Genomic DNA, 24,514 nt, shown 5'->3' with positions numbered 1-24,514 from the left:
CAGTTATCACTAGTTCTAGGGGCGTTCATAATATGTACGCGGTACCACCCTAATTTAGCTAACCGTATTTGTTAGCTCTCAATCCGGACACTTATCATAGCTATCCGGCAACTTGATAACGAAAGTTAATCGTAAGTAGCTTATCTTTTGACTCACTAACTTAAGGGGATTGCTCGGAGACCATTTTCCTAAAGTGGGTTAGTATCGGTTCTCATCATTCCCGATTTTCTGTAACTAACGATCTAAAGTACTTATCTCGTCAATGCAATTTAAATGATTGACATAACTATATGCTGTTTTTTTAGGATTGTCAACACTAATGTTAAAATAAATTAAATTAATTTTTTTGATATTTAGTTATATATAGAAGCAATTAAAAAATGAAAAAAACAAATCAAAAAAATGAAAATAAAGGGTTGACTTTTATTTTTAATAGCGTAATATTATCACCAACATATAACAACAGCTACAGAGAACGGATGAGTAGTTGGCAAGCAATTCTAAAGAGAGCTGCGTTTGGTGAGATGCAGTGTTTTGGCTACCAACGAAGATGGTCCCGGAGTAGTTTTAATTGGTGAGTTACTATAATGAGCTGATTACGGTTAACATTCGATATTATGTTTCAGTATAGCTACTACAGTGTACTGGTTGAGGCTAGTTCTATATTTTGGACTAGTGAATTCAGGGTGGTACCGCGTACATAAAGCGCCCCTAGATACAGATTAAGTTCTGGATCTAGGGGCGCTTTTTTTATATAAATTTTTAAGGAGATGTTTCTTATGCCAAAGTTTAAGAATGAAGAATTACATTATGATATTGTTGGAAGTTTCTTACGCCCCGAAGTTTTGAAGGAAGCACGAGTTAAGTTTGAAAATAATCAAATTGATCATGAGCAATTAAAACAAGTGGAAGATCAAGAAATTAAAAAGTTAGTTCAAAAAGAAGCTCAAGTGGGATTAAAGATTGTTACCGATGGGGAGTTTAGAAGAAGTTGGTGGCACTTGGATACTTTTTGGGGATTTGATGGAATTAAGAAAACTCATTATAAAGAGGGTTACAGATTCCATGATGTTGAGACCAGAAATGATTCAGCTCAAGTTGATGGCAAGATTAAGTTCAATCCTAATCATCCGGATTTATTAGCATTTAAATATTTAAAAGAAGTTACTGATGATTTAGACGTTACACCTCGTCAAAGTATTCCATCTCCAGCTCAATGTTATGCTGAGTTAATTCGTGGAAAAGATAATGTTGAAAAATTAAAGCAATTTTATCCTAAACATCAGGACTTAGTTAAAGATCTTTCTAAAGCATATCATGATTTGATTTTAGCTTTGTATGATGCAGGATGTCGAGATGTAAAGCTTGATGACTGTACCTGGGGAATGATTGTTGATAAAAATGCATTAAAGAAAGTTGGGATTTCTGCAGATGATGTGGAAGAACTAAAGGAAGTTTATCTTCAATTTAATAATGAATCAATTCGGGACTTGCCTGATGACCTTAGAATAAGTACACATGTTTGTCGTGGAAACTATGCATCTACTTGGGCATCATCAGGTGGTTATGGCCCAGTTGCTGATACATTGTTTGCAAAAGAACATGTTGATGCGTTCTACTTAGAATTTGATGATTCCCGTTCCGGAGATTTTGATCCACTAGTTAAGGTTCCAGATGGAAAAGAAGTTGTGCTCGGATTAGTTACTTCTAAAAAACCAGAATTAGAATCAGAAACTAGATTAGCAGAACGAGTCAAAGAAGCATCTCAATTTGTTAAATTAGAAGATTTATCATTGAGTACTCAATGTGGCTTTGCTTCTACGGAAGAAGGGAACCACTTAACCGAGGAACAACAATGGAACAAGATTAAATTAGTTATCGATACTGCTAATAAAATTTGGCATAAATAAAATAAATTAGAAATTACTTATAATAAATTACTTAAGGAGATAATAATTATGGCTAAAGTTGAAAGTTTTACATTAGATCACACAAAGGTTAAAGCACCATACGTTCGTTTAATCACTGAAGAAAAAGGACCAAAGGGTGATGTCATTTCAAATTACGATTTACGATTAGTTCAACCCAATGAAAATGCAATTCCTACTGCTGCGTTACACACAATTGAACATTCTCTTGCAGGATTACTTCGTGATCGTTTAGATGGAGTTATCGATTGTTCACCATTTGGTTGTCGGACTGGTTTTCACTTAATCGTTTGGGGTTCTCATTCTACAACTGAAGTTGCCAAAGCTTTAAAGAGTTCATTAGAAGAAATTGCTAATAATTTTACCTGGGACGATGTTCAAGGAACAACCAAATATACTTGTGGAAACTGGCGTGATCATTCACTATTTGGTGCTAAAGCTTGGAGCAAGACGATTCTTGACCAAAAGATTAGTACTGATCCATATGTTCGGAAACCAATTTAGTTAATTATATTATAGGGGGTAATTAGGATGGCATTAATCATTAGTTTTTTAATCAAATTTAGTATCTTTGTTGCATTTTGGATTTTCTACTTATCCCTTGTAATGTGCGCATTCAACGGAAAGAAAATTATTGAAAAGTTTAATTCTTATTTCAAAAGGGGAGGTGGCATTCATGACTCAAGCCAAGTTAATCGATTTTAAAGACGTTAAGAAACAATTTGTGACTGATAATGGAGTTAATCCAGTTCTAAAGGGAATTGATTTATCAATTCCACAGGGGAGTATTTTTGGAATTATTGGATATAGTGGAGCTGGAAAGTCAACGTTAATTAGATGTATTAATGGATTGGAAAAGCCTACGACTGGAGAAGTTACATTTGATGGGCAAGTCGTGAATCAATTGAACAATCGTCAATTATTACAATTACGAGGTTCGATCAGTATGATTTTCCAACAATTTAATTTATTACCAAATTTAACGATTGCCCAAAATGTGGCACTACCGATTCAATACAAGCATTTTTCTAAAAAAGAAATTGATCAAAAGGTCACGAAGTTATTAGATTTAGTTGGTTTATCAGATAAAGCTTCTGCTTATCCTGCTTCTTTGTCAGGTGGGCAACAACAACGGATTGCAATTGCTAGAGCGTTAGTTAATGATCCGAAAGTATTATTGTGTGATGAAGCAACCAGTGCCTTAGATCCAGAAACAACGACCAGTATTTTACAGTTATTGAAGGAATTAAATACTAAATATGACATAACGGTAATCGTAGTCACTCATGAAATGAACGTGATTGAAAGTATTTGTGACCACGTTGCGGTTCTTGATCATGGCAACATTGTTGAACAAGGCGAAACATATCAAGTTTTTGCATCGCCAAAGGATCCTTTAACAAAGCGGTTCGTGAATGCGGCATCCAACATTGATTTACCAAAAGATTTTATTAATACATTGCACTTAAAAAATGGTGAACATTTGTTACAAATCACATATCAAAGTGGTAGTACTGTGGAACCGCTAATTTCATATTTATCCAGAAAATTTGATGTCAACGTTAATATCATTACTGGAAACGTTAAACTACTTCAAGGTCAATTATTGGGAAATTTAGTCGTAGTTCTTGAAGGAGAATCAGCAGCAATTAAAGATGCTAGAGATTATCTATTGAACGAAACAGATATTCGATTGGAGGTGTTGAGTGATGTTAAGTAATTATTTTCCTAATGTAGCAAGTAACTATCAAGCGTTTACTAGTTCTATTATTCAAACCTTAGAAATGGTTGTAATTTCTGGAGTGATTGCTTTTTTATGCAGTCTGGTAATTGCAATTGGCTTAGTTGTCACCCAACCTAATGGAATTAAGCCCAATATTATTGTTTGGAACATTCTAGATAAAATTGTGAATCTATTTAGATCGATTCCATTCATTATTTTAATTGTAGCATTGATTCCATTAACAACTGTTATTTCTGGAACTGCGATTGGGGTAAAGGGGACTATTTTCCCATTGATTATCGGAATTACACCATTTTTTACTCGCCAAATTGAAGCAGCTTTTAATCAAACTAAATTTGGTTTGATTGAAACTGGTCAAGCAATTGGGTTAACGAATTGGCAAATTGTAAAAAAGATTTATCTTCATGAAAACCTAGCTAGTATAACTAGAATGACAACGACAACGATTGTTAGTCTTGTTGGGTTAACGGCAATTGTGGGGACAGTTGGTGGCGGTGGAATTGGTAACTTTGCAATTCAATATGGTTATCAACAAAATCAATTTGACGTGACTTTAGCTTCAATTCTTGTTCTGTTATTGATCGTTACCATTATTCAAATGTTAGGCACGATTATTGCAGAGTTGCTTAATCATTAATTGGGAGGTCAAAATATGAATAAGAAGAGAAAACGATTATGGCGTTCGATTGGAACTGTCATTGTCTTAATTGGAATCCTAGTTTGGATTATTGCTTCTGGAAGTATTAATAGCAATAGTTCAAAAGGAGACAAAGAAGTATCAGTTGGGGTAATTGGAACCACCGATAACGCAATTTGGAACCAAGTTAATCAAAATTTAAAGGATAAGCATATTCATGTTAATGTAAAAGTTTTTAATGATGGGCAAGCTTTGAATCAAGCAACTGCCAGTGGTCAGATTGATATTAATGCATTTCAACACTATGCCTTTTTACGGCAACAGATTCAACAAAAGCATTTTAAATTAAGCGTAATTGGTCAAAGTTATATCCAACCATTGAATGTTTATTCAAAGAAACTTAAGTCATTACATCAAATAAAGGATGGGGCAAAGATTGCAATTCCTAATGACCCTACCAATGCTGGAAGAGCATTAAAGGTGTTACAAAAAGCAGGCATAATCAAAACAAATCCTAGTAAGGGTTACTCGCCAACGCCACATGATATTATTAGTAATCCCCATCATGTTCAAATTGTAGAAGTTGATGCAGCTGCAATTATTAAATTATTACCTAACTTTGCAGCAGGAATTACCAACAGTAATTTTGTTCAAGCAAACCATTTGAATCCCGAAAAAAATTCAATTTTCAAGATTGCTCCTAACATTAATGATCCATATAACAAACCATGGATCAACATCTTGGTGACTAAGACTAATGATAAGAATAATGCTACATATAAAGAGATTGTCAAAGCATATAATTCTAAATCAGTTGCGAAAGTGATCAATAAAATTTACAAAGGAGTTAGTTATCCAGCTTTTAAATATTAATAACAAGGATTCCATAACGATGGAATCTTTTTTATTTTGATTTTATTGACACCGTGTCATCATAATAGTATTATTGTAGTTGTTAATTATGACACCGTGTCATTAGAACGGAGATGATGAAATGCCATCAAAAACTTTTGAGAATTTGAATCAAGAAAAGCAAAATCAGATTTTTGCATCTTTATTAAAAGAATATTCAACATATAAATTAACGGATGCAATGATTTCAAGAATTGTGAAAGATTGTGAAATTCCGCGGGGTTCATTTTATAGCTATTTTACTGATTTAGATGATAGCTATCTATATGTATTGAAAAGGGTTTTGAAAGAAGTTCATTTTAATGTCTATGAACACCTTAAAACTAATCATAAAGATTCAATGGACGTTTTTTATCAAACGACAAAATCATTTTTGCAAAATATTAATGGTTCTGTTTTTCAAAATTTCTATAAATTATATTTTGAGTTCAATCAATATACTTTGATGATGGGAAGCTTAAATTATAATTTTAAAGGGTTGAAACTTTATCTTGATAATAAAGAAGTCATTCCCAATGCCGATGTTGCTTTTCAAATGGCGACAATGGTAAGTCACGCTACGATTAAAGAAGTTTTGACTGGAAGTGATTTTAAAATCAGTTTGGATAATTTAAAGAGAAGTTTAGATCTATTAAGAACGGGATTAAAGAAGGAGAAATAAGATGTTTTTAGCAATTAAAGAAATGAAAAAATATAAATTGCGTTATAGCCTTGTGATTGGGGTTATTATGTTGATTTCATATTTAGTATTTGTTTTAACCGGGTTAGCGAATGGCTTGGCTAGTTCCAATCGGTTAGCAATTGATTCATGGAATGCATCGCAAATTGTTTTGAATCGGGATGCAGATGGATCATTGACCCAGTCTAATTTAACTGAACAACAACAAAATTCAGTTAAAAAGAGTGGTAAATATGCTGAGATAAGTCAAGCTAGTGCAAATATGCAGAACCTTCACCAAAATAATCGAGTTGGTGTTCAAATTTTAGGGATAGATAAACAACAATTTATTGCCCATCAATATCAGATCATCAAAGGCCATCAATTTAGAAATGATCGTCAAATCGTTGTTGATCAAAATGTGATTCAACAAAATCATTATCGCTTAGGTCAAACGGTTCGCTTTAGTAAAACCTCGCCTAAATATAAAATTGTTGGAATTACCAAAAACCAAGAATTGAACGTTGCCCCAGTTGTTTATACTAGTTTAAATGGAGCTCGCGATTTGAAGTTTGGGGCTCAAAATAAAGCTATTAGCGCCATTGTGTTCAAGAGTGGTCATCACAAGATCAATAATAGTGATTTACAAATTATGAGTATTAATGACTTCATTCAAGACCTACCGGGATATAGTGCCCAAAATAGTACTTTTGAGTTTATGATTGTTTTCCTATTAATTATCACAATGTTTATTATTGCAATTTTCCTATATATTTTAACGATTCAAAAGAGCAAGTTCTTTGCTGTGATGAAGATTCAAGGAATTTCAGACTGGACATTGATAAGGAGTATCATTGCTCAATCACTATTGTTAACTATAATTGGTCTAATCATTAGTGGGATTTTAACTTTCCTAACAGCTTTAAGTATTCCAAATGCTGTCCCAATTGTTTTTGATCCAATGTTAATTAGCGGAGTCATAGTGATTATGATTATAATGGCAGTGATTGGCTCAATCGTTCCAGTTAGAACGATTACAAAGATTGATCCAGCAACTGTTATGGGAGGATAGTAAAATGACATTAGTAGAATTGAAGAATATTAACAAAGTATATGGAAAAGGATTAAGTGCTACTAAAGCATTAAATGAAATTAATTTTTCAGCTGATCAAGGAGAGTTAATTACGATTACTGGTCCTTCGGGTTCCGGGAAAAGTACATTTCTAAAATTGATTGGTGGAATTTTGCAGCCAACAAGTGGAGATATTTCAATTGATAATGTTAGTTATCAGAATCTAAGTAGACATAAAAAAGAACGATTTAGATTGAATAAGATTGGTTTTATTTTACAAGCTTATAATTTATTACCATTTTTGAAAGTAAAAGAACAATTTGAATTAATTGATCGAACTAAAAAAAGTGGCAATTTAAATCCTGATCAATTCCAAAAAATAGTTAAACTTTTGGATATTCAAGATTTAATGAATCATTATCCAGATGAACTTTCTGGGGGACAACAGCAACGAATTGCGATTGCCAAGGCATTATATGCTAATCCCAAAATAATTTTAGCTGATGAACCAACGGCAGCTTTGGATGGGAAGAAAGCGGTTGAGGTAATGAAAATATTTCAACAATTAGCCCATCGAGAAAACAAGTTAGTTCTGCTAATCACGCATGATTCAAGGCTTGTTCAATATGCTGATAGGAACTATCAAATTGTTGATGGGCATGGTGATTTCATCAGTATAAAAGAAACGCAATTAGTTTAATATATTAAAGACGACTACTAAGAACTACTTAGTAGTCTTTTTGATTATATTGCTTAAGGATGATTTGTTAATCATGGTATACTTACAATAATAAATATATGGAAGGGAAGCATACAATATGGGATATATTGAGCTAGTTCACAGTTCTAAAATTTATGGAAGTGGTGAGAATGAAACGAAAGCAAATGATGATATTTCATTCTCAATTAAAAAAGGAGAATTGACTGTAATTGTCGGGGCTTCTGGTGCTGGAAAATCAACACTTCTAGATATAATTGGTGGAATGGATAAAAGTACCATGGGAAAAGTAATTATTAATGGGAAGGATATTTCTAAATATTCTGCCAAACAACTGACTACCTACCGTCGTCATTCTGTTGGTTTCGTTTTTCAATTTTATAATTTAATTCCTAACTTAACATCATTAGAAAATGTTGAACTTGCTTCCGAAATTGCTCCTAATGCCTTAAATCCACAAAAGGTATTGACCGATGTTGGTCTTGCTAAAAGGATGAATAGTTTTCCATCTGATTTATCTGGTGGAGAACAACAAAGAGTTTCGATTGCTAGGGCTATTGCAAAAAATCCAGATTTATTACTTTGTGATGAACCAACTGGGGCTCTGGATTATAAAACTGGAAAACACGTTTTGAAATTACTTCAAGATGTTTGTCATAAGTCTAATAAAAATGTCATTATTGTAACTCATAATGCTGCAATTAAAGCAATGGCAGATCATGTGATTGAAATTGGCGATGGTAAAGTAAAGAATGATAAATTGAACTCAAGTCCCACTCCAATCGAACAAATTGAATGGTAGGTGGAAAAAATGAAGAAAACGTTAGATAAAAGCATTCAACGTGAGTTTAGTTCATCAATGGCCCGTTTTGTTTCCATAGTCGTGCTTATTGCCTTAGGGATATTTGTTTTAATTGGGCTAAAAGTGACAGGTCATGATATGCGATTAACGGGAAACAATTTTTATCAGTCACATCGGATGGCTGATGCTCAAGTAAGTGGTAATTTAAGTTTTAATAAGCATGATGAACGGGTTATTTCAAAACTACCACATGTAAAAGAAGTTGAATTTAGTACTTATCGGGATGCGATGATTAAAAACACCAACAAAAGTATCCGAATTAGTTCACTTAATAAAAGAATTTCCATTAATAAAGTCGTTAATGGAAGATTACCACAAAGGGCAAATGAAATTGCTATTAATGCTAATAATAAATCACATTATAAAATTGGTACTTATATTCATTTTACAAATAACAAGGGTGCCAATAAGGTTAATGGATTAAAAGTTACAAATTACAAGATTGTTGGATTTATAACTAATAGTGATTATATTAAAAATAATAATTTAGGAATGACTTCTGCTGGAACGGGACAATTAAGTACATTCGGAGTGGTTACGAAATCAGCATTCGCAAATTATCAACCAACTGTTGCTGAGATTAAATACAATAACGTTAGCGGCACGGCTTATAATCAGAATTATGAAAATCAAACTTTTAAAAATGTTACTCGAGCCCAAAATAAAATCAATCGTTTAGCCAAGGAAAGAACTAATGGAATAAAACAAGTTGCATTAAATAAAGTGCACGCCAAACAATTAGAAATTAATAAATCAGAAAAAAGATTGAACCAAAAGCAACAAGCATTAAAGAATCAAAAGAAACAATTAGCTGCGCAGATGTCAATGATGACGGTAGCACAACAAAAAACTGCTAAATTAAAATTAAATAATGCTAATCAAAAGTTGGTTCAGGCAAGAACTAAACTAACTAATGCCAAACAAAAAATTGCTAAGACTATTTCTAAAATTAATAAGAGTGGTAGTGTCACATATCAAATCCAAGATCGAAACGATTATAATCCTGGATATAATGAATATGGTCAAGATGCCCAAAAAGTGGATGTTCTATCCAACACATTTCCATTGATCTTCTTTGCGGTTGCATTACTGGTTAGTTCAATTACAATGTCCAGAATGGCAGAGCAAAAGCGGATTCAGCTTGGTACAATGCGGGCATTGGGATATACCAAATTTGATACAATGAAAGTATTTTTAATTTATGGAATTTTAGCTGGATTGCTTGGAACTGGAATTGGTGTTTGGTTTGGAACGAAATTTTTACCATATCGAATCTTTAAAGCCTATGCAGCTAATTTTTCCATTCCAAACTTTCAGATGCCATATTCAATTACTTGGATTATAATATCTTTGATAATTTCATTGTTATGTGCAACTCTACCAGCCGTTTATGTGGCCGGAAAATCATTAAAAGAGTTACCAGCACCCTTAATGTTACCTAAAAAGACAAAACGAGCATCTAGGATTTTACTTGAAAGAATACCATTTATTTGGAAACATTTTTCTTTCAATTATAAAGTAACATTTAGAAATCTATTTAGATATAAAAATCGAATGATTATGACGATTATTGGGATAGTTGGATGTACAGCCTTATTAATTACTGGATTTGGAATTCGCGATTCTTTGAACGGGGTTCTGAAAGATCAGTATCAAAATGTTATCCATTATGACGTTGTGAGTTTACACAATCCGTTAGCTTCTAAAAAAGCGAGAACGGATTATTATAAGGCAGTGGACGATACTAAAGGTGTAAGAAGTAAGACGAACATGTTCTTTGATTCTTTATACACCAAGCCAACTGGATACAGTAATCAAAGTGTTTCTTTAATGGTTCCTAAAGATGTAAATCATTTTGATAGATTTATCACTTTAAGAAATCCAACAACTGGGAATAAATTGAAATTTAACAATAATGGAGCAATTATTACCCAAAAATTAGCTAGGGTTACTAATGCTAAAGTTGGCAGTAAAATTACTTTTAAGACTGATGATGGAACTAAGTATCGGGTAAGAGTCAGCGGAATTACAAAGATGTATGTTCAACATTATGTTTATATGACGCCAAAATACTATAAGAGAGTATTTCATAAATCTGCCCAAAACAATGCTGTAATGTTGAAATTAAGGGATCGTTCAAACGCCAACTTAAATCGCGTTTCTCTACGATTAAACAGACAAAAAGCAGCAGTTTCTTCAATCGAATCAAATCAAGCTAAAACGATGGTTCATAATTATTTACATGGATTAAATAATTTAATTGCAATCATTACGTTATCGGCTTCAGCACTTGCATTTGTTGTTCTATTTACTTTAACTAATATCAATGTTTCTGAACGGGAACGAGAGTTATCTACAATTGAAGTGTTGGGATTTTATCCTCGCGAAGTTGTAATGTATGTCTATCGTGAGACGTTTATCCTTACAATAGTCGGGATTTTATTAGGATTTATTGGTGGTGATTTATTGCATAGTTTTATCATGCAGACCCTACCGCCAGACAATACAGAAGTTCCTTTGGGATTATTGTGGACTAATTTTGCAACTTCTGGTGGAATTACAATAGTATTTTCAATAGTTGTTATGGTTATCATGGCCATTAAGATTAGTCGAATTAATATGTTAGGAGCTTTAAAGTCAGTGGATTAATAAAAAGAGTTATCATTCAATCATTTTTGAATGATAACTCTTTTTTGTTATTTATTATTTTTATTTGTTATTTATTTATTTTAATTTTCCGTTGGGCGATTGCGTATAGTATCCAAGCAATCCCACCAAAGAAGATCGGACCAACAACAGTCCAGAAGGCCGTCTTATAATCGTGGACCAGGATTGGTTGAATGATGTTGAATATGATTCCAAATACTAAGACAGCAACGACAATCGTAACTACAGTTAACATTGCTTTTTGGTTCTTATAGAAGACAAAAGGTCTTTCTAAATCTTTCCGTTTTTTAAAGAATGGAAAAGCAATTGCTAAGAAAATATATGGACAAGCATTAGAAATGTTCATCATATCGTAAAGAATTTCATAGAATTGTTGAGCACTACTTCCACCAAATGCAGTAAACAACAGAATGAATGCAATGATGATTGCTTGTGCCCACATTGCATTTGCAGGCATATCGTGTTTATTTATTTTAGTTAACTTTTTAGGCCAAAATTCAGCAGGTGAACCAATAATGAAGGACTTGATTGGAGAATAAACAATTATTGCAATCGTTCCTAAAGTTCCCATTAAAATACTGATCCCAGTTAAACGAATCATTCCATACCCTAATGTATTTGTCATTGCAGCAGATAAGCCTAAAGCATGTCCTAAAGCAGTTCCAACATTATACATTAAAACAAAAATAACATTTTGAAGCGTAACATTACCCTTTCCAATAACATTCTCCCAATTGATACTAAAGCCAAAGAAGAAGATTGAAATAATGTAAAAGAAAGTAATCATAAATGCGGCAATCATTATCCCACGAGGAAAGTTCTTTGTTGGATTTTTCATTTTATCGACCAATCCACCAGCAGCTTCAATTCCACCGTAAGCATAAATAGCATAGACAACGAATGACATGATTGCAATGCCACCCTTGAATTGTGGATTAGGGGAAACAATAAAGCTTTTAATTCCGTCAACAGGTTGAACTAGGTGGCCATGGTTAGCAAAGATTAGAAAAATTGAAACAACAGCAAAAATTAATGTAATTGCGGTTACAAAATATCCTCCAGCTGATGCCAACTTAGCAACGAACCCGATTCCCTTAGTTGCAATGAACGTCATTACTAAAATACTTAAAGTCGAAATAACAGCCATTGATTCATTATTTGATAGGGAAGCAATGTGGAAATCTGTTGTGAAATCTTTCCCAAAGATCATTGTTGAAGCAGCAACCCAAATTCTTGGGGCACAATTTACAAGGATTAAGACCCATTCACAAAGCCAGATGAATGAACCAATAAAGGCCCATTTGGTACCGATTGAATTATCCAACCATGAATAAACACCACCATGATCGTTCTTTATTGCTGCTCCATATTCAGCAAACATAAATGAGGTTGGGATACAAAAGGTTAAAGCGGCAAAGATGTACCAAATAATACTTGCGTAACCCATTTGATTATACGCAACGGCAACATCAGTAAAACCAAAAACAGAAGTCATGATGATCATTATGAAACTGATCAATGAGATTTTTTGATTATCTTGATTAGACATTAATAACACTCCTTTTAATATAATATTGCAATAAAAAAACCACACGAGTCCTTTTGACCGTGTGGCTTTTGCACACAGTCAACCTAATGACTTGTGTGGTATTAAGCTTAATGATGAGATTAGGAAATTAATCCAGTCCACACAAATCATTTAAATGACTTGTGCGATGATGAACTAATAAGTTATTTAATTGTTCATTAAATTGCAATAACATCATTAAAACCTCTTTTTTATTAATTAAATTAATTCTAGTCGATATAAGTTCAAAATACAACTTTATTTTAAGAATTCATTCAATGATTTACCTAAACGTTCCATTCCAACTTTGATAGTATCATCGTCAACGTTAGAGAAGTTCAAACGCATAGTACCAGATTGGCCTTGACCAGCATAGAATGCTTCACCTGGAACGAAGGCAACGTTGTTCTTAAGACAAGCATCGAATAATTTCATGGTATTAACTTCACCAGGGATTTCAAGCCAGATGAACATTCCACCTTCAGGAGTACTGTGATGGATATTGCTTGGTAACTTAGTTTCGATCATTTTAAGCATTAATTCGAAACGATGTTTGTATAAAGCACTGATTTTAGCAACGTGTTGATTGATATCGTTTTCTTCAAGATAACGAGCAATGATGTGTTGGGTTAAGTTATCTGAATGTAAGTCAGACATTTGTTTCATAACTAAGAAGTTCTTAACGAATTCCTTGTCAGCAACGATCCAACCTAAACGAAGACCTGGTGTAAGAATCTTGGAGAAGGTACTTAAGTAGATAACCCGACCTTCGGTATCAAAGTGCTTCAATGGAGGAAGTTCTTCCCCAGCATAACGAATTGCACCATATGGATCATCTTCAGCAACCGTAATGTCGTATTTATTAGCTAATTCTACGAATGCCTTCCGACGTTCAATTGACATTGTTCGACCAGTTGGGTTTTGGAAAGTTGGGATTGTATAAATTAACTTAGCTTCGGGATGGGCCTTTAATGTTTCTTCCAAGGCATCCATCTTCATTCCTTGTTCATCCATGTCAACACCAACAATGTTAGCGCCATAACTCTTGAAAACATCAAGTGTACATAAGTAAGTTGGTTTTTCAACGATGACAGTATCGCCTTCGTTAATGAACATTTTAGCAATTAATTCAATTGATTGTTCTGAACCAGTAGTAACTGAAATGTTATCAACAGTTGTTTCAATTTGACGTGGCTTTAATAATTTTTCGTTAATTTGTTCTCTTAATTTACCGAATCCAATTGCGCTGCTGTATTGTAAAGCAACTTCACTTTCGTTATCAAAAACTTCATCAGAAGCTTTCTTTAATTCTTGTGCAGGGAATAATTCAGGTGCTGGTAAACCACCAGCGAATGAAATTACTTTGGGGTCCGCTGCTGCCTTTAAAATAACTCCGGTAACGTCGGCTTCATTATTTGGAACGTGTTTCGAAAATTTAAAATTCATAGTGCATACCCCTTTTTTATTTAAAATTGTTACAAGTATATTATATAGAATGAAAATTTACAATCTTTTCTTAATAATTTCTTTAAAAAATATTATTAAAAAATTTAATAACTAAATTAAAAAATAAAATCTAAGAAATTATTGACAAAGATTTTTTTAAGGAATATGATATAGACAATTTAATTCGAGGAAACAACAAAATGATCAGGAGAGTAATTCGTTATTCATCCCCAGAGAGCTTGTGGTTGGTGTGAACAAGTGATTGAAGAGCGAACGAAGATGGCCTGTAATTTGGCACTGTTGATAATTAGACAGTGATGGGGTGGCAACCATTATTAATTGCACGCGTTGAGTAGACGTTAGTGAGGATGAAAGTGTAAACTTTTATCGAATTAGAATGGTACCACGGTGACCCCGTTTCTAGTAAAAAACTAGAAGCGGGGTTTTTTGTTTACCTCGAAGTAAAAAAATTTAGGAGATGGATATTTATGAAGTTTTGGAAGAAGAGTTTATTAGGAACATTATTGTTAGGTTTATCTTTGGTTACATTGGCTGGATGTGGTAATTCAAGTCAACATACGGTTAAACTTGGAATTATGGGTAGTGATAAACGTCCATGGACACCAGTTGTAAAAGACTTAAAGAAGAAGGGAATTAATCTTCAAATTACTTCCTTTAATGATTATTCTCAACCTAATGCAGCATTACAAAATAAGCAAATTGATATTAATGCTTTCCAACACCGTCTATTCTTGAAGAATTGGAACCAAGCTCATCACAGTCACATTGTTGCCATTGGGAACACGATTTTATCACCAATTTCACTTTACTCTCAAAAGTTAAAGAGTGTTAGCCAATTGAAGTCTGGTGATTCAATTGCTATTCCAAATGATGCTACTAATGAAGGTCGTGCTCTTCACTTGTTAGAAAATGCTGGATTAATTAAACTTGATAATAAAGCATTACCTACTACTAGTGATATCAAACAAAATAAGAAGCACTTAAAGATTGTTGCTGAAGATGCTGCTCAAACTGCTCGTTCATTAAATGACGTAAAGGCTGCTGTTGTTAACACTAACTTTGCCCAAGATGCTAAGTTACCAAACAGTGAAAAACTATACACTGAAAAGATTAACAAGCAATCTGAACCATACATCAACATCATCGCTGCTAACAAGTCAGATAAGAACAAGAAAGAATTAAAAGAAGTTGTTAAAGCTTTCCAAACTCCAAAGGAAAAGAAATTAATCAATAAACTTTACCATCACCAAGAAGTTCCAGCATGGGGTTTGAAGTTAAAATAAATTAATCGAGAGGAAGAGTTAAAATGAATGCCCAGGAACATCAAAAAATTCTAGAAGATTTAGTTAATATTGAAAGTGTTGCTGATCATGAAGAAAAAATTGCTAAGTATTTACAATCATTTTTTAAACAACATGGAATTGAATCCCAGATTGTAAAACAATTTCCTGGGCGTTCGAATTTAATTGCTTCGATTGGAAATGGGAATGGACCAAAAATAGCTTTGACTGGTCATGAAGATACAGTTCATGAAGGGAAGAAGTCTGATTGGTCAACTGATCCTTTTCAAGCCACAGAAAAAGATGGCAAATTATATGGCCGGGGCACAACGGATATGAAATCAGGTCTTGCTGCCATGGCAATTGCATTAGTTGAATTGCATGAAAATCATCCTAATTTAAATGGGACTGTTTTATTCGCTGCGACGATATCTGAAGAATTAACTCAAGGTGGAGCACATGAATTAACTGAACAGGGATATTTAGATGGTTTTGATAACATCATTGTTGGGGAACCAACTAGTGATGCTAATGATCATCTGCAAATTGTGACTGGTCATAAAGGGGCTTTGATTTATACAGTTGAAAGCTTTGGTAAAGCAGCTCATAGTTCGACGCCTGAATTAGGGATTAATGCGATTGATAAGTTAATTCATTATCGAAGTTTAGAGCATCAATTATTTCAAACTTATCAAGAAAGTAATCCTGATTTAGGGAAAACAATTTATACCCCAGATGTTTTTCATGGTGGGCAACAGGTAAATAGTATTCCTGACTACGCTTATCAAAAAGTGATGGTTAGAACGATTCCAGAGGAACCTAATGATAAAATTATTGCAGATTTAAATGCCTTAATTTCTAAGGTTAATCATGACGATTCGGAGAGTCGTTTAAAGTTAACGGTCAACTTTAGTGGAGTTCCAGTGTTGTCGAACCCTGATGATTTGGTTAGAACGATTCAAGGGGTTTCCAAAGAATTCTTACCAACTGAGATACCAACATTAACGGTTTCAATGGGGTCAGATGCTTCTCAATTTATTGAACGGAATCCATCAGCTAAGATAGTTCTTTTTGGACCAGGAAATAAGACTGCTCATCAAACGGATGAGTATGTTAGTTTAAAAAATTATCAATTATTCATCCAGCTTTATCAACAAATTATTTTAAAAGAAATTAACTATTGAGTTGGCAGAAATGGATGTAATAACGTATAATAAAAATTGAATCATGTGATTCATCAAGTTAATGGCCTTCCAGAAGAAATTTTGGAGGGCCATTTTTTAGGAGAAAAAGATAAATGGACAAATGGCAACGCTCATGGGCCCAAAATAAATACTGGGTCATGCTACATTCACAACAGTTTTATAATCAGATTAGACAATTAGCTCGTGATAATGATTGGACAACGGAAAAACAGCATCAATATGATCAGATGATTGAAGAAGCAACTCAATTACCAATGACGGGTGCCACAATGAGAACAGCTTATCAACATGTGTGGGGATATTTTAAAAAGATTGCAACTGATGAAGAAAAGGATCAATACATTGATTATTTAAATCATTTGAATCCTGAAGATGATCAAATGGGCCCCTGGCTTGCTCAAATGGCTCAAAAGTATGATGTGAAGTACTTATTAGAATCTCGGTTGATAAAAGAATTATTGAATAATTCATAATCGTATTTAACCCTAGTTGAATTAAATTTTGATATAATGAAAGCAATTAATAATTATGATTTTAATTGACTGGAGGTAATATTTTGAAATTCAGAAGATCAATTTTGGCATTAGTGTTAGGCGTTCTAATGTCTGGAACTTTAATTATCGGTAATTATGAAGTTAAAGCGGACGGAAATCAGAACAATTCATCTAGTAAGGTTCAATATCAAGAATCATTAATGAAGCAAGCTGATAGAACTGGTAAGAAATTAAAGAAGTTAAAATTAACTGGTAATTGGTATAGTCTTTTAAATGTTAAGGGTCAACTTCAAGGGCAAGCCATTACAATTGCTAAAGATGGTGGTGTGAACTGGGCTCCTTATAAGGGAGTGGGGAATAATACTACCGCTATGAAGGTCAATAAGTATAAAAGTTGGCAACGACTTCAATTACGTTACCCAGATGGTTCCCATATGTACGCATTTGTGAAATCAACAACAGTAAAGGTAAAGAAAGTTCGCTATCAAGCAATTTTATTTGCTACTAGTAATCAAGCTAAACCTACTAAGAAACAAAAAGTTCGGGTGGCAATTAAAAATAAAAAAGCCTTATCGAAAAAACAAGTTACAGTTAAAGCTCGCTTTTAAAAATAAGACAGCCAACAAAAAGAGGGCTGTCTTTTTATTCTAACTAAAGGGTTGTGAAATTATGGAAATTGTAAAACATGTTACTCAAAGCTTAAAACGGCTTCAATATCACGAAAAAATTAATGATGATGCGAAATTACATTATGATATCAAGACTTTTTTTGAAACCGCCCAAGAATATCATCCTAGAAGTCATGAAGCTCAAGAATGGTATTTCCAATTACAAAATGTAGCTAAGGAACTAACTGATAGTTATCCAGATAGACTTCATCCAAGTACGCCAGAACGCTTATCTGAAATTTTAAAACAGATCACGAACGTATATTTATATATTCAATATTCTAAAATGGGCAAAATTGGAACTAGAATTAATACTGTAAATCCCAAAGATACTGAAAAAATCAAGCAAATGAAAGCAGATGCTGAACGCCAACTTGCTCAACAAGGTAAGCGGGTAATCATGAGTAGTGTTGGGAAGAGTCAATTGACCAATTCGCCTTGTTTATTAATTCAATATATTGATGCGGATGATGTAAAATGATTTCGAAACGGTTAGATAACTTTTATAATACCCGTTCAACGGCTGAAATCTCAAAAGATTTGTTAGGACGGTTATTGATATACAATAGTCCACAGGGCAGAGTTAGTGGATACATTGTAGAAACAGAAGCTTATTTGGGTGTTAATGATTCTGCTGCTCATGCTTTTCGGGGTAGGCGGGTTCCATCAAATGAGCCCCTATACGGGCTACCAGGAACGGTTTATATTTATTCGATGCGTGGTTTGTATTGCTTTGATATTGTTACCCAAAGTCGTGATGACCCACAGGGGGTCTTAGTTCGTGCAATTGAACCAGTTGAGGGAATAGAGATAATGAAGAAGAATCGTCCTAAAAGAGGAGTGGATTTAACCAATGGTCCTGGAAAATTGATGCAAGCATTCGGAATTAACGATAAGAAATTTAATACCTTACCAACTGATATTCCGCCATTATGGGTTGATTTAGCCAATAATCATCGCTTAGAACCACAATCTATTATTGCCACGCCTCGAATTGGCGTTAGTAAAGGGGAACAATCTGATGATAATTTACGATTTATAGTGGCGGGGAATCCATTTGTTTCTAATATGCGAAAACGTGATTTATTAATGAATAATGGTTGGCAAGCAAGTCAAGAATAATGATATAATTACCTTATTAGAATGCTGAACTGGAGGATACGATTATCAATATTTTTGACAAAATAATCGACATCTTTCATAAATATGAAAAACCGTTAAAACGGACATATGTTGGATTGATCCTTATCTTCATTGTTTATTCAATATGGACTATTTATGAATCATTGTCAGGACCAAAACTAATTGAAGCGTTACATTCAATTTCATTAAAGAATTTTGTTATTTTACTAATTTTAGGAGCTTTATCCATCATCCCAATGTTAATTTATGATTGGGTTTACAGTGAAAAGGCGAAACTTGATATTACTAAACCGGAATTGGTTACAAGTAGTTACATTATTAATACTTTTACTAATATTGGTGGCTCTGGTGGTTTAGTTGGGGCGAGTTTAAGAGTTTTCTTGTTTGGAAATGTAGAAAATGAAAAAGAAACCTTAAAAATTGTTACCCAAATCGCATTATTTACAATGACTGGGTTAGCCATCAACGATATTGGAGCCGTCATTTGGAACTTTAATCGTTTTGGTAGTTTTCCTTGGTATGAAAAACTGGTTTTAATATTATTCCCACTGTACCTATTAGTTCCATTTATTGCGAAGAATGATACGATTAGGAAAAATGAATTAATTAAATTGTTTATTGGATCAGCTCTAGAATGGGTCGTTTGTTTACTCTTCTTTAGTTCAATTGGATTCTTCTTTAATTTTAATTATGATTTTAAAGTCGTGTACATGGGAGTTGTTTACGCTGGAATCGTTGCGGCAATCACTTTAATTCCTGGTGGTGCTGGAATTTTTGATGTGTTGATTATTGGAACATTACACAATGAAGGTTTATCAACTGACCAAGCATTAGTTTGGACATTAATGTATCGGATTTGTTATTATTTTGTTCCATTTATAATTGGATTAGTATTACTTGGCTTTAAACTTTTAAGACGCAAAATTAAAAAAAATAAAACAGTTAATAATTAGGATTATTTAGTTAATAATCCTTTTTATTTTGCTTGCATTTCGAGCTAAATTAAGTTAATCTAAACTTAAATACAGGTCTTTAAACTTAGTCCAGTGAGACAAGCAAGATACGGTTATCAAATAATATAACTCTAACCTACTTGCGCGTCTCCAAGTAGGCTTTTTTGTAAGGTTGATGAATTAAAAATTCATTTTTGGAGGATATTATGAATAACGTAGATCATAATTTAAAGCAACATTCTGATACAAGACGTCCCATTATTATCGGAGTTAGTGGTGGATCCTGTAGTGGAAAGACAACCGTTAGCGACTTGATTTATAAGAGCTTCAATAATGAATCAATGATGATTATTCATGAAGACTCTTATTATAAAGATCAATCACAGAAAACACCTGAAGAACGTGAGAAAACCAATTATGATTCTCCAGAAGCGTTCGATGATGATTTACTGTTTGAACAATTAAAACAATTGTTAGATGGTAAGGCGGTTGAAGAACCAATTTATGATTATACAATTCATAATCGAAGTGATAATACTCGTCATCAAGAGCCACGTGATGTTATCATTTTGGAAGGAATTTTAACCCTTTACGACAAACGAATTCGTGATTTAATGGATATGAAGATTTACGTTGATACTGATGACGATATCCGTTTAATTCGGCGTTTGAAACGAGACACAAAAGAACGTGGTAGGACAATTGATAGCGTAATTGATCAATATTTAGCAACGGTTCGACCTATGTTTCATCAATTTATCGCCCCTACCAAACGATATGCTGATTTAATTATTCCTGAAGGTGGCGGGAATCAAATCGCAATTGATGTGATTACTACTAAGATTCGTTCAATTATTGATGCTAAGAAAAAACAAAGTTAAAACAAAACTGGTTGATTATTATAATCAGCCAGTTTTTTAGTGAATGGAGTTAAAAATGAAGAAATATGATGCGATTATTTTTGATGTTGATGGAACTTTGATTGATAGTTTTCCTAAATATAAAGCAATTATGGAAATAATAATGCCTAAGTATGGAATTGATCAAATTTCTGAGAAAGATTTAAAGATTACTTTTCCATTAACTGCTGATCAGACGTTAAAACATCTTGGAATTTCAGAAAAGCTTACTAATCAAATGATCAATGATTATCTGATGACGGAAGCAAAGCTAAAAATGAAACCAGTTTTATTTTCGGGATTAACTAATTTCTTTAAAGTAGTTGCTAAACAATATCCCGATGTTGGATTAGGAATTGTGACTTCAGGAAGTAATCGTGATATTGCAAAACTAAAGGATAACTTTTCTTTCATGAATCAAATTTGGACAACCGTGACATCAGATACGCTTCCATACCATAAACCAGCTCCTGAGCCATTAATAGAAGCAATTAGTGAAATGGGTTTTAAACGTCAACAAGCGTTGTATATTGGGGATGCCTATACAGATGAAGGTTGTGCTAAGAATGCGCAAGTTGATTTTGGGTTAGCTGGTTGGGGAGAAATTGATTCAAAGTTAAAGAATGGCTATGCCGATTATGATTTTAAAACTCCTGATCAAATTATTAGTTATTTAAATAATTAAATGTATGTATATAAAAAGAAACCATTATTTAGATAATGGTTTCTTTTCTGAAATTATTTAGTTATCTCAGCATGTTCAAAGTCTAATGTAGGACCATTTTGGTAATAACCAATGCCCTTAACGTTAGATTTTAGTAATTCAGTTTGACCTTGTTGATAAATTGGAATAACTCCTTGTTGACTCATTAATAATTTGTGAGCTTGAACAAGATCGTTCCAACGTTTGTCAGGATTATTAGCGTCTTGATTTTCAGCTTTGTTTAATAATGCATCATATTTAGCATTAGAGAATTTACCAAAGTTTAAAGCATATCCAGTCCGACCAAGGTTAAGCATGGAGATAGGATCCTTAACGGATGGGTTAAAGGAAAGATAATCAATATCAAATTGACCCTTAGCAACTTTACCTGATTTAGTAACAGAAGGTAAATTCGTGTTCGTAATCTTCAATCCTGGTAAGTGATTCAATTGAGCTTGAAGTAATTCGGTTGATGCTTTACCAAGTGGGGAATCATCAGCTAAAATGTTTAAACTAAGATTCTTCTTGTGAAGTTGGCTAAGGCCCTTCTTAAATAAGCTCTTAGCTTCTTTTAAGTTATGTTCAACTCCACTAGCTTCATAAGCAGCAGTGTTGAAGTCTTCACCATTATGACTAGCAATTCCAGTTCCAACAAATCCACGAGCAGGAGTTGAGCCATCACCTAAAACATCATTTGTGAATTCTTTCCGGTCAATTGCCATTGAAAGGGCTTTTCTGATGTTTACATTTCGAAGTGCAGGAACTTTCTTTTGATTCAAGATCATAAAGAAGGTAGCGTCTGTCTTAAGATGATGAACGTCTTTACCACTCTTGTAATTGTTAACTTGAGATTTACCATTGAGCGCAAGTTGATCAAGTTTACCAGCTTCAAACTGGTTGACTCCAGTGTTTGCATCCTTGATTACATTGAAGTTGATTTTATTCAACTTAACAGCACTCTTGTTCCAATATTGATTATTTTTAACTAATGACCAGTTATCATTACTACCAGTCCATCCACTGATTTTGAAAGGTCCGTTATAAAGCATGGATTTACTATTAGTTCCATACTTCTTACCATATTTTTCAACAGCGGCTTGGCTTTGTGGATAGTAAACTGGTAAAGTTAGCATGTACTTAAAGTATTCCTGAGGTTTGGCTAATGTATAAACAACTTTATACTTACCAACGGCCTTTACTCCAATTGATGATGCTGGCATTTTACCAGTAGTAACGGCTTGCCCATTCTTTAAACTATTTAAATAGTAAGCATCTTGGGAAGCTGTTTTAGGGTTGGCACTTCTTTGGACACCATAAACGAAGTCCTTAGCGGTTACGGGAGTACCATTACTCCATTTTGATTTTCTTAAATCGAAAGTGTACGTCTTACCATCTTTAGAAACATGATATGACTTAGCGACTCCTGGTTTAACTCCTTGTTTATCATGGGATAAAGTTAATACCCCTTGATTACTGTTATAAACAGTTTGTTCTTCATTAATATTAATGACCTTTGAAGGGTCAATTGAAGTTAGTTCTTGAGTTTGAGTCCAGTTCAACGTTTTACTATCAGGATTGGCTTTACTACTAGAACCAGAATTAGTTCCACAAGCAGCTAATACTGATGCAGATACTATGAAAACGGCACTTAATTTACCAATTGTTTTTAACTTCATGATTAAAAAATCCTCCTTTGTTTAGTTGCTAATATAAATTGATGGTTCCATTGAAACAGTCAGATTCGATATGCATCACCTCGTTGAACTAAAGAAAAACAAAAAATGCCACTACCAGAAAAAGCACTGATAGCAGCATCCAAACTCATAATAGAAAAACTAGTTATTATGAAGATGATTGGAAAGAGCAGTACCAATGCGGTTATACATACATGAACAAGCATTCATTTTGGTAAACATAGGCTAACTCCCCCTTAATTCGTTCTCTTTATTAACTATGACATAGTCTATCATTCTTAAAAAAGCTTGTCAATTATTAAGTGTACGATTTAATTTATGAATTACTCTGAAAATGATTTTAAAAATTGGAGAATTCCTTTTTTTAATTCGATCAATTCTGGAAAAGGATAGCTTTGTCTGCTCAAAAAGAAGAATGGTCTTTCAAAATGATGATCTAAATTTTCAAAATGAACGTCTTTAGGAACAACGTTTTTAGAGATAATTGATTGTCCAATCCCCATTTTTAAACAACGGACAATTAAATCGTTATTATTGATTGTGATGAGCTTTTCAGGAGCTAAATTATTTTGCTTAAAGAACTCCTCAGTATAGTAATAAACTCCAGACCCATCTTCTCTTTCTAGCCAAATAGAGCTATGAAAATTTCCGGCATGAACAAGCTGGTCAGTATAAAAGGCTTTTCGTTCGATGTTAGGAGTAATGATTGGTTTTTCAATTAATCCAAAAGTAAGTTGATGGTTAGCAATTTTTTTGGCAATATTAGTTGAGTTACTAATTTGGACCAAAATTTTGCTATTTGTATTCTCAATTAAATGTTCTAATAATTGGGGAGCTAAAATATCAGCAATTGTATGGGAGATACCAATTTGACATTCAATTTGTTGAGCTTGTTTTTGGGTAAGTTGTTTTTGTAATGCCTGTTGTTTTTCATATAAGCTAACCCCTTTTTGGTACAACTGATCAGCTGTTTCAGTTGGAATGACCTCACTACGAGAATTTCGAATGAAGAGTTTATTTCCCAATATTTTTTCTAATTTTTGAATCTGTTGGGAAACAGAAGACTGAGACGTGAAAATTTGTCTGGCAGCAGCAGAAAAATTACGATTTTCGTAAACTGCTCTAAATGCTAAAAAATATTTGAACATCTTTACCTCTTTCTATAACTTTTTGTGATAGTTAATATTATAATGATTAATTTCTATTATAGTAGTTTCCTTGCTATAATAAAATCATTAAATCA

23 protein-coding genes and 2 other annotated features are annotated in these 24,514 nt (G+C 33.3%); of the genes, 19 read left to right on the top strand and 4 right to left on the bottom strand.

The features are described 5' to 3' along the window. Nucleotides 1–14: 14 nt before the first annotated feature. Nucleotides 15–272, bottom strand: a binding site (T-box leader). A 507-nt stretch (nt 273–779) separates the two neighbouring features. From AC3B6G_RS06735 to AC3B6G_RS06690, 10 genes are all read left to right on the top strand, one after another. Then, entirely contained in the window at nt 780–1,910 is a 1,131-nt protein-coding gene (locus AC3B6G_RS06735; RefSeq protein ID WP_489849645.1) for a 5-methyltetrahydropteroyltriglutamate--homocysteine S-methyltransferase, read from the top strand. Nucleotides 1,911–1,958: 48 nt separating this feature from the next. After that, a complete protein-coding gene (locus AC3B6G_RS06730; RefSeq protein ID WP_489849644.1) occupies nt 1,959–2,432 on the top strand; it encodes an S-ribosylhomocysteine lyase in 474 nt (157 codons plus the stop codon). A 172-nt stretch (nt 2,433–2,604) separates the two neighbouring features. Beyond that, entirely contained in the window at nt 2,605–3,648 is a 1,044-nt protein-coding gene (locus AC3B6G_RS06725) for a methionine ABC transporter ATP-binding protein (RefSeq protein ID WP_489849643.1), read from the top strand. Beyond that, nucleotides 3,638–4,309 (top strand): methionine ABC transporter permease, encoded by a 672-nt coding sequence (locus AC3B6G_RS06720; RefSeq protein ID WP_489849642.1) that lies wholly within the window; start codon nt 3,638–3,640, stop codon nt 4,307–4,309. The genes AC3B6G_RS06725 and AC3B6G_RS06720 overlap by 11 nt, the downstream gene beginning before the upstream one ends. A 15-nt stretch (nt 4,310–4,324) precedes the next feature. Further along, the gene (locus tag AC3B6G_RS06715) at nt 4,325–5,182 is read left to right on the top strand and encodes a MetQ/NlpA family ABC transporter substrate-binding protein (RefSeq protein ID WP_489849641.1); all 858 of its coding nucleotides are present in this window, start codon (nt 4,325–4,327) and stop codon (nt 5,180–5,182) included. 121 nt (nt 5,183–5,303) lie between these two features. Then, nucleotides 5,304–5,882 carry a hypothetical protein gene (locus AC3B6G_RS06710; protein ID WP_489849640.1) on the top strand — a complete coding sequence of 193 codons (579 nt, stop codon included), beginning with the start codon at nt 5,304–5,306 and terminating at the stop codon, nt 5,880–5,882. 1 nt (nt 5,883) lies between these two features. Beyond that, on the top strand, nt 5,884–6,951 hold the full coding sequence (locus AC3B6G_RS06705; RefSeq protein WP_489849639.1) for an FtsX-like permease family protein: 1,068 nt from the start codon (nt 5,884–5,886) through the stop codon (nt 6,949–6,951). A 4-nt stretch (nt 6,952–6,955) separates the two neighbouring features. Then, nucleotides 6,956–7,651 carry an ABC transporter ATP-binding protein gene (locus AC3B6G_RS06700; RefSeq protein ID WP_489849638.1) on the top strand — a complete coding sequence of 232 codons (696 nt, stop codon included), beginning with the start codon at nt 6,956–6,958 and terminating at the stop codon, nt 7,649–7,651. 118 nt (nt 7,652–7,769) lie between these two features. Continuing rightward, nucleotides 7,770–8,471, top strand: a complete 702-nt coding sequence (locus tag AC3B6G_RS06695; protein ID WP_489849637.1) for an ABC transporter ATP-binding protein — start codon at nt 7,770–7,772, stop codon at nt 8,469–8,471. 9 nt (nt 8,472–8,480) lie between these two features. Then, a complete protein-coding gene (locus tag AC3B6G_RS06690) occupies nt 8,481–11,180 on the top strand; it encodes an ABC transporter permease (RefSeq protein WP_489849636.1) in 2,700 nt (899 codons plus the stop codon). A 67-nt stretch (nt 11,181–11,247) separates the two neighbouring features. On the opposite strand, the gene yjeM is transcribed toward AC3B6G_RS06690, so the two are convergent. Together yjeM and AC3B6G_RS06680 are read right to left on the bottom strand one after the other, a co-directional pair. Beyond that, nucleotides 11,248–12,747 (bottom strand): glutamate/gamma-aminobutyrate family transporter YjeM, encoded by a 1,500-nt coding sequence (gene yjeM, locus AC3B6G_RS06685; RefSeq protein WP_489849635.1) that lies wholly within the window; start codon nt 12,745–12,747, stop codon nt 11,248–11,250. A 276-nt stretch (nt 12,748–13,023) separates the two neighbouring features. Beyond that, nucleotides 13,024–14,211 (bottom strand): aminotransferase-like domain-containing protein, encoded by a 1,188-nt coding sequence (locus AC3B6G_RS06680; protein WP_489849634.1) that lies wholly within the window; start codon nt 14,209–14,211, stop codon nt 13,024–13,026. A gap of 191 nt (nt 14,212–14,402) precedes the next feature. Continuing rightward, nucleotides 14,403–14,636, top strand: a binding site (T-box leader). A 63-nt stretch (nt 14,637–14,699) separates the two neighbouring features. On the opposite strand from AC3B6G_RS06680, the gene AC3B6G_RS06675 reads away from it, so the two are divergent. The 9 genes from AC3B6G_RS06675 (at nt 14,700) to AC3B6G_RS06635 (ending at nt 21,559) form a co-directional block, all read left to right on the top strand. Then, nucleotides 14,700–15,515, top strand: a complete 816-nt coding sequence (locus tag AC3B6G_RS06675) for a MetQ/NlpA family ABC transporter substrate-binding protein (RefSeq protein WP_489849633.1) — start codon at nt 14,700–14,702, stop codon at nt 15,513–15,515. A 23-nt stretch (nt 15,516–15,538) separates the two neighbouring features. After that, nucleotides 15,539–16,696, top strand: coding sequence for an ArgE/DapE family deacylase (locus AC3B6G_RS06670; RefSeq protein WP_489849632.1), 1,158 nt, complete (start codon nt 15,539–15,541; stop codon nt 16,694–16,696). A 113-nt stretch (nt 16,697–16,809) separates the two neighbouring features. Further along, nucleotides 16,810–17,190 (top strand): DUF1722 domain-containing protein, encoded by a 381-nt coding sequence (locus AC3B6G_RS06665; RefSeq protein WP_489849631.1) that lies wholly within the window; start codon nt 16,810–16,812, stop codon nt 17,188–17,190. 83 nt (nt 17,191–17,273) lie between these two features. Continuing rightward, nucleotides 17,274–17,819, top strand: coding sequence for a hypothetical protein (locus AC3B6G_RS06660; protein ID WP_489849630.1), 546 nt, complete (start codon nt 17,274–17,276; stop codon nt 17,817–17,819). A gap of 61 nt (nt 17,820–17,880) precedes the next feature. Continuing rightward, entirely contained in the window at nt 17,881–18,360 is a 480-nt protein-coding gene (locus tag AC3B6G_RS06655) for a hypothetical protein (protein ID WP_489849629.1), read from the top strand. Then, complete coding sequence (locus AC3B6G_RS06650) at nt 18,357–19,001, top strand: DNA-3-methyladenine glycosylase (RefSeq protein WP_489849628.1); 645 nt, start codon at nt 18,357–18,359, stop codon at nt 18,999–19,001. Before AC3B6G_RS06655 ends, AC3B6G_RS06650 begins: the two co-directional genes overlap by 4 nt. Before the next feature lie 164 nt (nt 19,002–19,165). Then, a complete protein-coding gene (locus AC3B6G_RS06645; RefSeq protein WP_489849627.1) occupies nt 19,166–19,975 on the top strand; it encodes a lysylphosphatidylglycerol synthase domain-containing protein in 810 nt (269 codons plus the stop codon). A 206-nt stretch (nt 19,976–20,181) separates the two neighbouring features. Further along, nucleotides 20,182–20,856 (top strand): uridine kinase, encoded by a 675-nt coding sequence (gene udk / locus AC3B6G_RS06640; protein WP_489849626.1) that lies wholly within the window; start codon nt 20,182–20,184, stop codon nt 20,854–20,856. Between the two features lie 55 nt (nt 20,857–20,911). Then, nucleotides 20,912–21,559, top strand: coding sequence for an HAD family hydrolase (locus AC3B6G_RS06635; RefSeq protein WP_489849625.1), 648 nt, complete (start codon nt 20,912–20,914; stop codon nt 21,557–21,559). Between the two features lie 53 nt (nt 21,560–21,612). Here AC3B6G_RS06635 and AC3B6G_RS06630 read toward each other — a convergent pair whose 3' ends face one another. Together AC3B6G_RS06630 and AC3B6G_RS06625 are read right to left on the bottom strand one after the other, a co-directional pair. Beyond that, nucleotides 21,613–23,253, bottom strand: coding sequence for a peptide ABC transporter substrate-binding protein (locus AC3B6G_RS06630; protein WP_489849624.1), 1,641 nt, complete (start codon nt 23,251–23,253; stop codon nt 21,613–21,615). 341 nt (nt 23,254–23,594) lie between these two features. Next, complete coding sequence (locus AC3B6G_RS06625) at nt 23,595–24,419, bottom strand: LysR family transcriptional regulator (RefSeq protein WP_489849623.1); 825 nt, start codon at nt 24,417–24,419, stop codon at nt 23,595–23,597. Nucleotides 24,420–24,514 lie beyond the last annotated feature (95 nt).

Source organism: Nicoliella sp. ESL1149 (genome assembly GCF_058107265.1).
Note: the sequence above shows the minus strand (reverse complement) of the source record. Positions and strands in the feature narration are given on the sequence as shown.

What these genes read in the sequence shown, in the direction of transcription:
- AC3B6G_RS06735 (WP_489849645.1), top strand. Translation starts at nt 780, where the DNA reads ATGCCAAAGTTTAAGAATGAAGAATTACATTATGATATTGTTGGAAGT.
- AC3B6G_RS06730 (WP_489849644.1), top strand. Translation starts at nt 1,959, where the DNA reads ATGGCTAAAGTTGAAAGTTTTACATTAGATCACACAAAGGTTAAAGCA.
- AC3B6G_RS06725 (WP_489849643.1), top strand. Translation starts at nt 2,605, where the DNA reads ATGACTCAAGCCAAGTTAATCGATTTTAAAGACGTTAAGAAACAATTT.
- AC3B6G_RS06720 (WP_489849642.1), top strand. Translation starts at nt 3,638, where the DNA reads ATGTTAAGTAATTATTTTCCTAATGTAGCAAGTAACTATCAAGCGTTT.
- AC3B6G_RS06715 (WP_489849641.1), top strand. Translation starts at nt 4,325, where the DNA reads ATGAATAAGAAGAGAAAACGATTATGGCGTTCGATTGGAACTGTCATT.
- AC3B6G_RS06710 (WP_489849640.1), top strand. Translation starts at nt 5,304, where the DNA reads ATGCCATCAAAAACTTTTGAGAATTTGAATCAAGAAAAGCAAAATCAG.
- AC3B6G_RS06705 (WP_489849639.1), top strand. Translation starts at nt 5,884, where the DNA reads ATGTTTTTAGCAATTAAAGAAATGAAAAAATATAAATTGCGTTATAGC.
- AC3B6G_RS06700 (WP_489849638.1), top strand. Translation starts at nt 6,956, where the DNA reads ATGACATTAGTAGAATTGAAGAATATTAACAAAGTATATGGAAAAGGA.
- AC3B6G_RS06695 (WP_489849637.1), top strand. Translation starts at nt 7,770, where the DNA reads ATGGGATATATTGAGCTAGTTCACAGTTCTAAAATTTATGGAAGTGGT.
- AC3B6G_RS06690 (WP_489849636.1), top strand. Translation starts at nt 8,481, where the DNA reads ATGAAGAAAACGTTAGATAAAAGCATTCAACGTGAGTTTAGTTCATCA.
- yjeM (WP_489849635.1), bottom strand. Translation starts at nt 12,747, where the DNA reads ATGTCTAATCAAGATAATCAAAAAATCTCATTGATCAGTTTCATAATG.
- AC3B6G_RS06680 (WP_489849634.1), bottom strand. Translation starts at nt 14,211, where the DNA reads ATGAATTTTAAATTTTCGAAACACGTTCCAAATAATGAAGCCGACGTT.
- AC3B6G_RS06675 (WP_489849633.1), top strand. Translation starts at nt 14,700, where the DNA reads ATGAAGTTTTGGAAGAAGAGTTTATTAGGAACATTATTGTTAGGTTTA.
- AC3B6G_RS06670 (WP_489849632.1), top strand. Translation starts at nt 15,539, where the DNA reads ATGAATGCCCAGGAACATCAAAAAATTCTAGAAGATTTAGTTAATATT.
- AC3B6G_RS06665 (WP_489849631.1), top strand. Translation starts at nt 16,810, where the DNA reads ATGGACAAATGGCAACGCTCATGGGCCCAAAATAAATACTGGGTCATG.
- AC3B6G_RS06655 (WP_489849629.1), top strand. Translation starts at nt 17,881, where the DNA reads ATGGAAATTGTAAAACATGTTACTCAAAGCTTAAAACGGCTTCAATAT.
- AC3B6G_RS06650 (WP_489849628.1), top strand. Translation starts at nt 18,357, where the DNA reads ATGATTTCGAAACGGTTAGATAACTTTTATAATACCCGTTCAACGGCT.
- udk (WP_489849626.1), top strand. Translation starts at nt 20,182, where the DNA reads ATGAATAACGTAGATCATAATTTAAAGCAACATTCTGATACAAGACGT.
- AC3B6G_RS06635 (WP_489849625.1), top strand. Translation starts at nt 20,912, where the DNA reads ATGAAGAAATATGATGCGATTATTTTTGATGTTGATGGAACTTTGATT.
- AC3B6G_RS06630 (WP_489849624.1), bottom strand. Translation starts at nt 23,253, where the DNA reads ATGAAGTTAAAAACAATTGGTAAATTAAGTGCCGTTTTCATAGTATCT.
- AC3B6G_RS06625 (WP_489849623.1), bottom strand. Translation starts at nt 24,419, where the DNA reads ATGTTCAAATATTTTTTAGCATTTAGAGCAGTTTACGAAAATCGTAAT.